This is a genomic window from Pikeienuella piscinae (assembly GCF_011044155.1).
In the GTDB taxonomy this organism is placed as follows: Bacteria; Pseudomonadota; Alphaproteobacteria; order Rhodobacterales; family Rhodobacteraceae; genus Pikeienuella; species Pikeienuella piscinae.
The window spans coordinates 61,529-74,564 of the sequence record NZ_CP049056.1 but is presented as its reverse complement, the minus strand read 5'-3'; the positions used below and the strand labels follow the sequence as shown (position 1 = coordinate 74,564).

Sequence of the window (13,036 nt, the reverse complement as noted above, 5' to 3'; positions counted from 1 at the left end):
GTCAACGGCCGGCGGCGGGTGCGACAAAATCGAGTTCGCGAAACTCCGCCGTCAGCGCCTCCGCGCGCGCCGCGTCCTCCGCCCCGCGCAGGAAGATCAGGTTGCCGTAGCCCCGACCATCGAGCGAGAAATTCTCATCGACCGGAATCAGACGTCGCGCGCGCTCGCTGATGAACCACGCCCGGTAGCCATGCGCGAACATCTGCGCGCATTGCGCCCGGACGGCGTCGTCGCTCAACACTTCGGAAAGAACCACCGGCCCCGCACTCGCCAGCGTCTCCGCCGCGCCCTTCATCGCCGCCGGCTCGTCGCCCTCGGTGTCGATCTTCATCAGCCGAACCGGCGCCGGGAGGTCCGACGCGACATCGTCGACCTGCGTGACCTCCACCTCAAGCACGCCGATATCCGAACGGGCCTTCTTCGCCAGCGACGCCCCGGTCGTGGCGGAAGAGCCGCCATAAAGCGTCAGTGCAGCGCTCCCGCTCCGGTCCGAGATCGCCTTTCCCTCCAGCTTCAGGTTGGAGAGGCCGTTCAGTGCGATGTTCAGCCGGGCGCGGGCGGCGACATGCGAAAAGGGCTCGAACCCGGTCACCGTCGCGGCCGGGTTGGTCGCCGCCGCGACGAGCCCGAAAAGGCCGGTATAGGCCCCGATATCCAGCACGGCGCCGCCATCCTCGGCGAAGCCGGCGAAGAGCCGAAGGCTGAGCGGCTCATAGGAATCCTGTCCGAAGAAGAAATAGACATACGCGACGATATCGTCGTCGTGACAGAGCATCCGCACCGGCGGCGCGCCGGTCACCTCCGCCACCACCTCGCCGAAGTAGTGGTGCGCGCGGCGCATTTCGCGATAGCGCCGATCATGGACCGAGACCGCAAGCGGCCGCCAGTCGGGCGCGAGCCGGGGCCGCGCCAGAAGCGCTGACAGATTGTCGACGGCGACCGCCGGCGGCGGGCGCCCTTTCAGCGCGATCTCACTTGGCTCCTCCTTCGGCGACGCATCCGAAGAACGATGCGAAAAGAAATCCGTAATGCGCGAAACTATGCGTGTCATTGCCCGTTCCCAGCGTCTCTAGCGGCGACTTCCGAACTTTTTTCATGCATAGCTTGGCCGAACAACGATGGCGATGGAGATGGACGATGATCGTGGAGACGCGGATCGAAAACTGGGACGACGCCTATGCGAACGGCGCGCATATCGAAGGCGCGGCCGATTATCCGCCGCGCTGGCAGCGGCTGGCGGCGGCGTTTCGCGCGGACCACGGCGCCAGGGCGGAGACCGACATCGCCTATGGGAGCGCGCCGCGTCAGCGATTCGATCTCTTCAGGCCCGTCGGCGCGGCGCGCGGGCTCGTGGTGTTCATTCATGGCGGCTATTGGCGCGCCTTCGACAAATCCCTCTGGTCGCATCTCGCCGCCGGCCCGCTCGCGCGCGACTGGGCTGTCGCCATGCCCAGCTACACGCTGGCTCCGGACGCGAAGATCGCGGAAATCGCCGTCGAGATCGCCGCCGCCATCGCCGCCGCCGCCGGGAAGGTCGAAGGCCCGGTGCGCCTGACCGGCCATTCCGCCGGCGGGCATCTCGCGGCGCGGATGATCTGCGCCGACCAGCCGTTGCCCGCGGCGGTGTCGGCGCGGATCGCGCGCGTGGTCTCGATCGCCGGCGTCCACGATCTTCGCCCGCTGATCCGAACCGCGATAAACGACGATCTCCGGCTGGACGCGGAGGAAGCGGCGGCGGCCAGCCCGGCGCTGCGCACACCCGCGCCCGGCGCACGACTCCTGACCTGGGTCGGCGGCAATGAACGACCGGAGTTCCGTCGCCAGTCGGCGCTTCTCGCGAACATATGGGCCGGCCTCGGCGCGGCGACGGCGGCGCATGAAATGCCTGGCAAGCATCATTTCGACGTGATCGACGATCTCGCCGACCCTGAAAGCGATCTCGTCGCCGAGCTTCTCGCCTAGAGCACCGTCAGCACCGCGATCGGCAAGGTGCGCGAGACCTCCTGCGTCACCGAGCCGAAGAGCAGCCCCGCGAAGGCGCCGCGCCCGCGCCGTCCGAGAACGATGAGATCGGCGCCGACCTCCTCGGACAGCGCGGCGACATCGTCGGCGGGGGAGATGGAGCCGGTGCGCGCCCCTTCCAGAACGCACCCTTCCGCCTTCACGATCTCTTCCGCCTCCTCAATCGCGAGTTTCGCGGCGGCTGCGATCTCTTCCGCCGGCAACGGCGCGCCGATCGCGCCGATGAACGGATCGACCGCGATCGGCGTCGCCCCGCCTTCCGGCGTATGGCTGAGCCAGAGCTTCGCCTCATAGCGTCGTGCGACGTCACAGGCGGCGCGAACCGCCCGTTTCGCATGGTCCGAGCCGTCATAGGCGACAACGATCTTGCTAAACATTTCGGCCTCCTTTTGCGTCTCGTTCAAGCGGGAGTTCCCGCCTCTTCATTCACCACCGGCGGGGCGCTCATCGCCCGCCGGTTCAGACCTTTGTCAGCACCAGCATGTCGGACGCATCCCACGCGAGGGCGATGCGCGCGCCCTCCTCCATCGCACCGACCTCCTCCGCGCTCCGCCCGTGCGCCGCGGCGAGCAGCGCGCGCCCCGAAGGCAGCAACAATTCGACATTCGAGCTGTCGCCCTGAAACGCCACATCGCCGAGCCGCGCCTCGATCCGCACCTCGCCGGCGGCGTCGGGCCCAAGGCGGATCTTTTCCGGCCGGATAGCGAGGCGCAGATCCCCCGGCGGCGCCGCGGCGAAACTCAGCGGCGGCAGTTCCGCCGTCTCCACCATCGCGCCGGCGCCGTCGCGGCTGACCGCGGTCGCCTCGAAGAAATTCGCCTTGCCGATGAAATCTGCGACGAAGGCGTCGGCCGGACGCTGGTAGAGCGCCTCCGGCGACGCGATCTGCCTGATCCGGCCGTTATGCAACACCGCGATCCGGTCGGCGACGGCCATCGCCTCGTCCTGATCGTGGGTGACCATGATGAAGCTGACGCCGATGGATTTCTGCAGTTTCACCAGTTCAAGCCGCATCGCGTCGCGAAGCTTCGCGTCGAGCGCGGAGAGCGGCTCGTCGAGCAGCAGAACCCGCGGCTTCTTCACCAGAGCCCGGGCCAAAGCCACCCTTTGGCGCTGCCCGCCCGAAAGCTGATCGGGCTTGCGCTCTGAAAACTCCGCCAGTCGCACCAGCGCCAGCGCCTCCTTCACGCGCGGGCCGATCTCGGACGCTTTCACCCCGTCCACCTTCAGCCCATAGGCGACATTTTTCGCGACCGTCATGTGCGGGAACACCGCGTATGACTGGAACACCATGTTTACCGGCCTTCGGTTCGGCGGCACATGCGTCATGTCGGCGCCGCCGATCAGGACCTGCCCCTCGCTCGGCGTCTCGAAGCCGGAAACCATGCGCAGGAGCGTGGTCTTGCCGCAACCAGACGGGCCGAGAAGGGCGAAAAACTCGCCCTCCGCGATGTCGAGTTCGACATTGTCGACCGCGACGAAGCCGCCGAAATGCTTGGAGACGGCGCGGATCGAGACGATGGGCGCGCTCATGGCGTCATCTCCGTCGGCTTTTGCAGGCGAATCGCGATGAAGGTCAGGCAGAGCGTCATCAGGATCAGCACCGTCGAGGCGGCGTTGATCTCAGGCGTCACCGAGAAGCGGACCATCGAATAGACCTTGACCGGGAAGGTCACGGTGTTCGGCCCGGAGGTGAAGAAGGTGATGACGAAATCGTCGAGGCTAAGCGTGAAGGCCAGCAGCGCCCCGGCGATCAGCCCCGGAACCATGTGCGGGATCAGGATGTCGCGGAACACCTGATATTCCGAAGCGCCGAGATCGCGCGCCGCCTCGGCCATCTCCGGGCTGAAGCTCTGCAAGCGCGTCCGGATCACCATCGCCGCGAAAGGAAAGGAGAAGGTGATATGCGCCGCGATGATATTGCCGAGATTGAGCGGCCAGGGCGCCTCCGGCGGGACGGTGAGGCCGGAGGCCGAGAAGAACACCGCGAGGCTGACGCCCATGCAGATTTCCGGAATCACGATCGGCAGCGCCACCAGCCCCTCATAGACCGGCTTCAGCGGAAACCGCCAGCGCCAGAGCAGCACCGCCGTCATCGCCCCGAGCGCCACCGCGAAGATTGTCGAGATGACCGCGATGGCGATCGAATTGACGAAGGCCTCGACGAGCGATTCATTGGCGAATGCCTTGGCGTAATAATCCGTGGTAAAGCCGCGCCAGATGACATTGCCGCCGCGGCGCGAATTGTTGAACGAGAAGATGACCAGAACGATGATCGGCGTGTAGAGAAAGACGAATGTCAGCGCGAACATCACCCGCATCGAGGTCTTGCGCGCATATTGGAACGGCCCCGCGCTCACGCCCGCCTCCCTTTCGCGGCCTGCATGTCGATGAGCGCCCGGATCGCGAGAATGATGAAGGTGACGTAGAGCAGGAAGAGCGACAGCGCCGAACCGAAGGGCCAGTCGTTCGCCTTCTTGAACTGCCGCTCGATCACGTTCGCGATCATGTCCACCTGCCCGCGCCCGAGTAGATCGGGCGTGAGGAAGGAGCCGAGCGCCGGAATGAAGGTGATGATCGCGGCGGTGATCAGCCCGGCGGAGGTCAGCGGCACGAGGATCAGGAAGAACGTCCTGACCTGCCCGGCGCCCAGATCCATCGACGCTTCGAGATAGGACCGGTCGAGCCGCTCCAGCGCGGAATAGAGCGGCAGGATCGCGAATGGCAGGTGGACATAGACCAGTCCGATGACCACGCCGGATTCGGTGCCGAGAAAGGCCACGGGCGTGAACCGCTCGCCGAAGAGCCCCGCCATGCCCAGCAGGCCGGCGAGCGCGTCGCCCTGGGTCCAGAACCATTCCAGAACCCCGTTCACGCGGCCGCGCGCGCCCAGAATGTTCAGGAGCGCATAGGTCCGGATCAGAAGATTGGTCCAGAACGGCAGCATGATGATCAGCAGCAGCCACGGCTTCCATTTCTGCTCCGCCGTCGCGATCACCAACGCCACCGGATAGCCGACGATCAGGCAGATGATCGTGGCCGCCCCGGCGAGCCGGAGCGTGCGCCAGAAGAGCGTCACGATCTCCGGTTCGAAGATCCTTTCATAGTTGGAAAGCGTCCAGGTCGTGCGGATCTCCGTCAGCGAGATGTTCTCGCCGAAGGAGTAGACCCAGATGATGCCGAGCGGGACGAGGAAGAAGACCAGCAGCCAGAGCGTCGTCGGACCGGCGAAGGCCGCAAACGCAGGCAGGGTGCGGCGCCAGCTTTCCATCATCTCCCCTTAAAGCGCCCCGGCCGCGTCGGCATGACGTCTGGACGGGACCGCGCCTCAGCCTGCGGCCTTGACCCGAGTCCAGGCCTCGTCGATCCGCTGCACCGCGTCCTGACCGGGATAGACAGCGGTTTCCGAGTTCGCGACGGCGTCCTCCGGCGGGAAGATCGCCGGATTGTCGCGATAGGATTCTTCGGTCAGCGCCCGCGCGGCGGCGTTCGGCGTGGCGAAATAGATGAACTCCGCGATATCCTTTCCCACCTCGGCGTCGAGCAGGAAATTGATCAGCGCATGCGCGCCCTCCGGGTTCGGCCCGCCGGTCGGAATGCAGAGCGTATCCTCCCAGATCATGCCGCCCTCCTTCGGGATCACGTAGCCGATGTCGTCGTCCTCATCCATCACCTGAAGAATGTCGCCGTTCCATTCCATCGCGAGATCGACCTCGCCGGCGAGCAGCAGGTCCTGGCCGTTATCCGGCGCGAAGGCGGTGATCCTGTCCTTCTGCGCGATCACCATCTCTTCCGCCGCCTTGAGGTTTTCCGGCGACCAGTCGTTGAGCGACTCGCCCATCAGCTTCAGCGCCATGCCGAACACATGCTGCCCGTCAGCGAGCATCGAGAGCCGGCCGGCGTATTTGTCCGAGGTGTAGAGATCGGCCCAGCTGTCCGGCGGGCTGTCGACCGCCGATTTCCGGTAACCGATGCCGATCGAACCCCACATGTAAGGCATCGAATATTTCCGGCCCGGATCGAAGGCGGGGTCGCGGAATCCCTCGCCGATATTCGCGATATTCGGGATCAGCGCATGGTCGAGCGGAACCAGCATGTCCGCGACGATCATCCGCTCGACGTAATCATTGGTCGGCACGATCAGGTCGTAACCGGGATTGCCGTTCTTCAGCTTGGCGAACAGCTCGTCATTGTCGGCGAAGAGGTCATATTGCACCTCAATGCCGGTGGCGGCCGTGAAATCGTCAAGCGTGGTCTCACCGATATAGGTGTCCCAGTTGTAGAAGTTGACCTTGCCGGAGGCCGCGAAGCCCTGTTTCGGCAGGGTGAAGCTGAGCCCAACGGCGCCCATGCCCATGAGCGCAGCACGGCGGCTGATCGGTCTGCGAATCATCTCTGTCTCCCTGCGTCGCTTCATGCTTCGCTTGTTTATGGCGTCAGTCTCAACGCATCCGCGAAGCGCGATCAAGGGGTTTTTGCAGGCGTCGCGAGCGCCGGCGCGCAGGCCGCCGGATCAGTCGACCCTATACCCTTCCGCATCGAACCGGGCGATCGCGGCGCGGTCGGCGTTCAGCGTCACCTCCGTCCCGGGCTCGGCGACAAGGCCGCCTGGCGCGCGGGCGACCGCCACGACATCGCCCCCAGTCAGCGCGACGTGGACGAAGCGATCCGCGCCCAGGTCCTCGACCAGCCGCACCCTGCCGGTGAGCGAAATTTCGCCGCCCCCCTCGCCGACCAGGAGCGCCTCCGGCCTGATCCCCAGGAAGGCGGCCTTCTCGCCCAATAGCGCGCCTGGCAGGAAATTCATCTGCGGCGAGCCGATGAACTCCGCGACGAAGCGGGTCGCCGGGTCGTCGTAGATCTCGCGCGGGCGGCCGATCTGCTCGATCCGCCCGGCGTTCATCACCACGATCCTGTCCGCGAGGCTCATCGCCTCCACCTGATCGTGCGTGACATAAATGAATGTCGCGCCAAGCCGTTGGTGCAATTCCTTCAGCTCCGCGCGCATGTGGCCGCGAAGCTTGGCGTCGAGATTGGAGAGCGGCTCGTCCAGCAGGAACGCCTTCGGCTCCCGCACCAGCGCCCGGCCCATGGCGACGCGCTGGCGCTGCCCGCCGGAAAGCTGCCGGGGCTTCCTGTCCAGATACTCGTCGAGCTGGAGCGTCCTCGACGCATCGGCGATCCGCGCCGCGATCTCGGCCTTCTTCATGCCGACGTTCTTAAGCCCGTAGGCCATGTTCTGCCGGACCGACATATGCGGGTAGAGCGCGTAATTCTGAAAGACCATGGCGATGTCGCGTTCGCCCGGCTCCTTGCCGTTCACCACCTCGCCGTCGATCCGGACTTCGCCGGCGCTGGTCGCCTCCAGCCCCGCCACCATGCGGAGAATCGTCGACTTGCCGCAGCCGGAAGGGCCGACGAGGACGATGAACTCGCCATCCTCGATCTCGATATCGGCGCCGTGAACCGCGGTCACGCCGCCCGGATAGATCTTCTGAACGCCGCTCAGTGAAAGCCCGGCCATCTATTTCTCCTGCTCGACAAGGCCCTTCACGAAGAGCTTCTGCATCGCGAGAACCACGAACACCGGCGGGATCATCGCCAGCACGGCCGTCCCCATAATGTAATGCCAGACCGGCAGCGCCTCGCCGGAATTGGTCATCCGCTGAATGCCCATGACGATGGTGTAATACGCCTCGTCCGTCGTGACTATCAGCGGCCAGAGATACTGGTTCCATCCGAAGATGAAGAGGATGATGAAGAGCGCGGCGATATTGGTGCGCGAAAGCGGTATCAATATGTCGATGAAGAACCGGATCGGCCCGGCGCGGTCGATCCGCGCCGCCTCCACCAACTCGTCCGGCACTGTCATGAAGAACTGTCGGAAAAGGAATGTCGCGGTCGCCGACGCGATCAGCGGAATCGACAGCCCGGCGTAGGAGTTCAGCATGTCGAGCCGGACGATCACGTCGAATGTCGGCAGGATGCGCACCTCCACCGGCAGCATCAGCGTTATGAAGATCAGCCAGAAAAAGCCCATGCGGAACGGAAAGCGGAAATAGACGATGGCGTAGGCGGCGATGATGGAGACCGCGATCTTCCCGATGGTGATGGAGAGCGCCATGATCAGACTGTTCAGCATCATGCCGAGGACCGGCACGCCCCCGGCTTCGGGAACGCCGCCGGAGAGAAGCTGCGCGTAATTCTCCCATCCCTGATCGCCGAACCAGAGCGGGATCGGCGAGCGCGACAACGCGTCTGGCCCGTGCGTCGAGGCGACAAGCGCCATCCAGACCGGGAAGCACAGGAAGAACACGCCGAGGATCAGCACGACGTGCGTGAGGATCTTCATGTATGGGCGATTCTCGATCATTGCGCGCTTCGCATCAGTATTGCACCCGCCGCTCGATGTAACGGAACTGGATCACCGTCATCACCGCCACGATCGCCATCAGCACCACCGACTGCGCGGCGGAGCCGCCATAGTCCTGCCCTACGAAGCCGGTGTTGTAGACCTTGTAGACGAGGATCGAAGTGGCGTTCGCCGGCCCGCCATTCGTCGTCGCGTGGATCAGTGAGAACGTGTCGAAGAAGGCGTAGACGAGATTGACGACCAGAAGAAAGAACGTCGTCGGCGAAAGCAGCGGAAAGACGATGCTCCAGAACCGCCGCACCGGTCCCGCACGGTCGATCGCCGCCGCTTCGATCAGTGATTTCGGAATCGACTGCAAGCCGGCGAGAAAGAAGAGAAAATTATAGCTGATCTGCTTCCAGGCCGCGGCGACGATCACCATCACCAGCGCCTGGTCGCCATTGACGTAGTGGTTCCACTCATAGCCGATCCCCTTCAACCAATAGGCGACGATGCCGAGCGAGGGGTTCATCAGGAAATACCAGAGAACGCCCGCCACCGCCGGCGCCACCGCATATGGCCAGATCAGCGAGGTCCGGTAGGCGAGCGCGCTCCGCAGCACCCGGTTCGCGGCGACCGCAAGCCCGAGCGAGATCGACATGGAGAGCGCCGTGACGGCAAAGCCGAAAATCAGCGTGATCCGGAAGGAGTCCAGATAGATCGGGTCCGAGAAGAGAGCGGTGTAGTTCTTCAGCGCGACCCATTTGCGGCTGAAGCCAAATGCGTCCTCGATGAAGAAGGAGGATTCGAGCGCCCGATAGGCCGGCCAGATGAAGAAGACCAGCGTGATCGCGATCTGCGGCGCCACCAGAAGGTAAGGCAGCCAGCGATGACGAAAGGTGACACGCTTGATCATGCGAAGTCTTGTCTCGTTCTCATCTTCCGCCGGCCCGGCCCCGGAACCCGATCCGCGGAACCCGTCAAGGTTCCGGCCTCGCGCCGGGACCTCGCGCCGCATCGCAAAACTCGCCAGGATCCCGGCTCGGGGCCGGGATCATCATCGGCGGCAGGACGGCGCTCAAAGACACCGCCCCGCCCCGCACTCACTCATTCGCGGACTGGAATTTCCGCAGCAGATCGTTTCCGCGCGAAACCGCGTCGTCCATCGCCTGCTTCGCGTCCTTCTGGCCGGACCAGACCGCCTCCAGCTCCTCGTTGATGACGTCGCGGATCTGGACGAAATTGCCGAAGCGCACGCCCTTGGAGTTCGCCGTCGGCGTATTCAGCGAAAGCTGCTTGATCGCCGTATCGGTGCCGGGGTTCTCGTCATAGAAACCCTCTTCCTGGCTCTGGACATAGGCCGCCGTCGTGATCGGCACATAGCCGGTCGCCTGGTGCCAATAGGCCTGCTGCTCGGGCGCGGAAACGAACTTGAAGAACTCCGCGACGCCCTTGTAGTCGCCCTGGTCGTGGCCGGAGAGCACCCAGAGCGTTGCGCCGCCAATGATCGAATTCTGCGGTTTCTCAGCTACCGCGGTGTCGAGCGGCAGCATCGCCTGGCCGAATTCCCAGTCGGTGATGTCCTTCTTGAACCCGCCATAATACGCGGAGGAGTTGATCCACATGATCGTTTCGCCGTTCACGAACATGCCGCGGCTATCGCCCCGCCGGCCGCCATATTTGAACAGGCCTTCCTTGCCCATGTCGGCGATGCGCTGGATATGGTTCACCACCGCGTCATTGTTGAAGGTGAACTCGGTGTCGAGCCCACCGAAGCCGTTCTCCGCGGTGCCCATCGGGATGTCGTGCCAGGCCGAATAGGTCTCGATCTGGGTCCAGGACTGCCATCCGAAGGAAAGCGGCGCCTCGACGCCGGCGGCCTTGGCTTTCTTCGCCGCTTCCTCAACCTCGTCCCAAGTCGTCGGCACCGGGATTCCAAGCTCTTCGAACTTGGTCTTGTTGTACCACATCACCGGCGTGGAGGAGTTGAACGGCAGCGAGAGCAAACGGTTGTCGGTGTCGGTGTAGTAAGACACCACGGCGGGCAGGTAATCGTCCTGATTGAATTCGACCCCGGCGTCCGCCATCAGCTTGTAGACCGGATAGACTGCGCCCTTGCCCTCAGCCGCGATCATCGTGGCGGTGCCAACCTCGAAGACCTGCACGATATGAGGCTGCTCCTTGGCGCGAAAGGCGGCGATCGCAGAGGTCATCGTCTCGGTGTAATCGCCCTTGTAGATCGCGTTGATCTGATACTCCGACTGGCTGGCGTTGAAGTCAGCAGCGAACTTGTCGGTGATCTCGCCAAGCTGCCCGCCCATGGCGTGCCAGAAGTTGATCTCCTTCGGCGCGGCCTGCGCGGCGCCGGCGATGGAGAGGGCCGAGACGGCGCCAATCAGCAGATGTTTCATGGGTGCTCCCTTGTAATCCCGTGAGAAAGCCAGCCGGCGATCACGCCGCCGACCGGATTGCGTGGTTCTACGCACCGTCCTTGGCGCAAGCGTAACGAATTGATGTCAGTTTTGCAGCACACAAATTCGTGCCGCGCAACGCCCCGACGGCGGGCGCGGACTCCGGCGGCGAAACCGGCGCGCCGCACACGCGAACCTTGGTGCTACATTCAATTTCAATGCATTTGCGACCGAAATCATGAATACGGTCAAAGCCCATCCATCTCGGCGCCTCTTGCACAGCGCTCAGAGGCCGCCCGGCGCCTCCAGCGGGTGCGGCTCGCCGATTGTCCTCAGCGGCGCGCCGGTGAGCCCGCGGAGCGTCTCGATATCGAGCCCCGGAACCATCTCCCGAAGCAGAAATCCCTCCGCATCCAGCTCGATCACCGCGAGATCGGTGTAGACTCGCTTCACCACACCGGCCCCGGTCAGCGGCAGCTTGAGCCGGTCCACCAGCTTCGGCGCGCCGCTCTTCGACGCATGCGTGGTCAGCGCCCAGACCGCCTTCGCCCCGGCGGCGAGGTCCATCGCTCCGCCGACTCCCGGCACGCCGCCCTTCCCGGTCGACCAGTTCGCGAGATCGCCGTTCGAGGCGACCTCGAACGCGCCGAGCACGGCGATGTCGATATGCCCACCGGTGATCATCGCGAAGCTGTCGGCATGATGGACGATCGCGGCCCCGGGCAAGAGGGTGACCGGCTGTTTCGAGGCGTTGATGAGGTCGTAATCCTCCTCGCCGCTCAAAGGCGCCGGACCAACCCCGAGGATGCCGTTCTCGGACTGGAAGATCACTTCCCGCCCCTCCGGCAGATGATTGGCGCAGGCGACCGGCATGCCGATGCCGAGATTGACATAGGCTCCGTCGGGAATGTCCTGCGCCGCGCGCCAGGCGATCTGGGCGCGGCTGAGGCGAGCGGGGTCGGTCGTCACGTTCATGGATAGCTCGCCCCCGCGTTCACCAGCAACTCCTCCTGCGCCGGCGCAGCCACCTTGACCAGCCGGTCGACGAATATTCCCGGCGTCACGACGACAGCTGGGTCGACGCCGCCCATCGGCACGATCTCACGCGCCTGGACTATGGCGGTGTCGGCCGCCATGCACATGATCGGCGCGAAATTCCGCGCCGACAGCCGATAGGTGAGATTGCCCGCAAGATCGGCGCAATCCGCCTTCACCAGCGCGAAATCGGCTTTCAGCCAGCGCTCCATCACATAGAGCACGCCGTCGATCTCGCGCTGCTCCTTGCCTTCGGCCAGTTCGGTCCCTGCCGCCGTCCGGGTGTAAAAGGCCGGCATTCCCGCCCCCGCCGCGCGGATACGCTCCGCCAGCACGCCCTGAGGGACCAGTTCCAGCGCTATCTCGCCGGCGAGATAGCGCTCGGTGAAGGCGCGCGCGTCGGAGGTGCGCGGATAGGAGCATATCACCTTGTCGACACGCCCCTCGCGGATCAGCGCCGCGAGACCGACCATACCCGTGCCAGCATTGTTGTTGACCACGGTGAGGCCCTTCGCGCCTTGGTCGATCAGCGCGTGAACAAGTTCGATCGGCGCGCCGGAGCCGCCAAATCCCGAAATCATGACGGTCGCGCCGTCGAAGATCGGGGCGACCGCTTCAGCCGCATCCATTACAGGCTTTGTCATAGCGCGGACTTTAGCGAGACCGCCGCGAATGAAAAGCGCCAGATCGACTCACGGCGCTCAAGACGCCGCCGGCGACGGCCTGTTCAGAATGTGACTTTCATGTTCTCGCCCAGGTCCGGCGTTTCGTCCCTGTGGGACGCAAGGGTCATCTTCAGCGCGGCGAGGATCGCGCTCGAATCCCCGTCCCAGTATTCGCCATGATCCGGCTCTACCCGAATCATGGCGGCGTCTCCGCCTTCCGGGCCTTCCGGAAACCAGGCGTCGACGAAGGTGTTCCAGTTCTTCGCGATCCGCGCCTGGTCGGTGACGAGTGTCGCCATCCCGCTGATCGAGACGAACTCGGTCTCGCTGATGCTGGCGAAGCACAGGCACACCTCTCCGTCCGAACCGATCTCATCGCTCTTGCCGCTGGAGAGACGCGTGTAGAACCAGAGCTCGCTCGCGCCCTCCTCGACGATGGCGTGCATCGGCCGTGCGCGCATCACGCCGTTCTCATCGCGAGAGACCATCATGCAGGTCGGATGGTCTCTCATCAGTTTCCAGATTTTTCCGACATTCTCGCCGAGGGACAT

At 64.5% G+C, this 13,036-nt stretch carries 14 protein-coding genes; 1 reads left to right on the top strand and 13 read right to left on the bottom strand.

Translation table 11 applies throughout. The annotated features are described in order from the left end of the window. Position 1 precedes the first annotated feature (1 nt). Complete coding sequence (locus G5B40_RS00375) at positions 2–1,051, bottom strand: FkbM family methyltransferase (RefSeq protein WP_165093644.1); 1,050 nt, start codon at positions 1,049–1,051, stop codon at positions 2–4. An 86-nt stretch (positions 1,052–1,137) separates the two neighbouring features. Here G5B40_RS00375 and G5B40_RS00370 point away from each other — a divergent pair, with 86 nt between their 5' ends. Next, positions 1,138–1,962 carry an alpha/beta hydrolase gene (locus G5B40_RS00370; RefSeq protein ID WP_165093642.1) on the top strand — a complete coding sequence of 275 codons (825 nt, stop codon included), beginning with the start codon at positions 1,138–1,140 and terminating at the stop codon, positions 1,960–1,962. On the opposite strand, the gene G5B40_RS00365 is transcribed toward G5B40_RS00370, so the two are convergent. The 12 genes from G5B40_RS00365 to G5B40_RS00310 form a co-directional block, all read right to left on the bottom strand. Continuing rightward, positions 1,959–2,399, bottom strand: coding sequence for a universal stress protein (locus tag G5B40_RS00365; RefSeq protein ID WP_165093640.1), 441 nt, complete (start codon positions 2,397–2,399; stop codon positions 1,959–1,961). The genes G5B40_RS00370 and G5B40_RS00365 overlap by 4 nt on opposite strands. 82 nt (positions 2,400–2,481) lie before the next feature. Beyond that, on the bottom strand, positions 2,482–3,555 hold the full coding sequence (locus G5B40_RS00360; RefSeq protein ID WP_165093638.1) for an ABC transporter ATP-binding protein: 1,074 nt from the start codon (positions 3,553–3,555) through the stop codon (positions 2,482–2,484). Further along, positions 3,552–4,382 (bottom strand): ABC transporter permease, encoded by an 831-nt coding sequence (locus tag G5B40_RS00355; RefSeq protein ID WP_211907385.1) that lies wholly within the window; start codon positions 4,380–4,382, stop codon positions 3,552–3,554. The genes G5B40_RS00360 and G5B40_RS00355 overlap by 4 nt, the downstream gene beginning before the upstream one ends. Continuing rightward, positions 4,379–5,293, bottom strand: a complete 915-nt coding sequence (locus G5B40_RS00350; RefSeq protein ID WP_211907384.1) for an ABC transporter permease — start codon at positions 5,291–5,293, stop codon at positions 4,379–4,381. The genes G5B40_RS00355 and G5B40_RS00350 overlap by 4 nt, the downstream gene beginning before the upstream one ends. Positions 5,294–5,350: 57 nt before the next feature. Then, positions 5,351–6,415 carry an ABC transporter substrate-binding protein gene (locus tag G5B40_RS00345; RefSeq protein ID WP_211907383.1) on the bottom strand — a complete coding sequence of 355 codons (1,065 nt, stop codon included), beginning with the start codon at positions 6,413–6,415 and terminating at the stop codon, positions 5,351–5,353. Positions 6,416–6,535: 120 nt separating this feature from the next. Further along, complete coding sequence (locus tag G5B40_RS00340) at positions 6,536–7,546, bottom strand: ABC transporter ATP-binding protein (RefSeq protein ID WP_165093632.1); 1,011 nt, start codon at positions 7,544–7,546, stop codon at positions 6,536–6,538. After that, positions 7,547–8,395, bottom strand: coding sequence for a sn-glycerol-3-phosphate ABC transporter permease UgpE (gene ugpE, locus G5B40_RS00335; protein ID WP_165093630.1), 849 nt, complete (start codon positions 8,393–8,395; stop codon positions 7,547–7,549). 13 nt (positions 8,396–8,408) lie between these two features. After that, positions 8,409–9,290 carry a sn-glycerol-3-phosphate ABC transporter permease UgpA gene (ugpA, locus tag G5B40_RS00330; protein WP_165093628.1) on the bottom strand — a complete coding sequence of 294 codons (882 nt, stop codon included), beginning with the start codon at positions 9,288–9,290 and terminating at the stop codon, positions 8,409–8,411. Positions 9,291–9,477: 187 nt separating this feature from the next. Further along, the gene (gene ugpB / locus G5B40_RS00325; protein ID WP_165093626.1) at positions 9,478–10,785 is read right to left on the bottom strand and encodes a sn-glycerol-3-phosphate ABC transporter substrate-binding protein UgpB; all 1,308 of its coding nucleotides are present in this window, start codon (positions 10,783–10,785) and stop codon (positions 9,478–9,480) included. Between the two features lie 285 nt (positions 10,786–11,070). Beyond that, positions 11,071–11,760, bottom strand: coding sequence for a 3-oxoacid CoA-transferase subunit B (locus G5B40_RS00320; protein ID WP_165093624.1), 690 nt, complete (start codon positions 11,758–11,760; stop codon positions 11,071–11,073). Then, positions 11,757–12,464 carry a 3-oxoacid CoA-transferase subunit A gene (locus tag G5B40_RS00315; protein WP_165093622.1) on the bottom strand — a complete coding sequence of 236 codons (708 nt, stop codon included), beginning with the start codon at positions 12,462–12,464 and terminating at the stop codon, positions 11,757–11,759. The genes G5B40_RS00320 and G5B40_RS00315 overlap by 4 nt, the downstream gene beginning before the upstream one ends. 83 nt (positions 12,465–12,547) lie before the next feature. Next, positions 12,548–13,036, bottom strand: coding sequence for a pyridoxamine 5'-phosphate oxidase family protein (locus G5B40_RS00310; protein WP_165093620.1), 489 nt, complete (start codon positions 13,034–13,036; stop codon positions 12,548–12,550).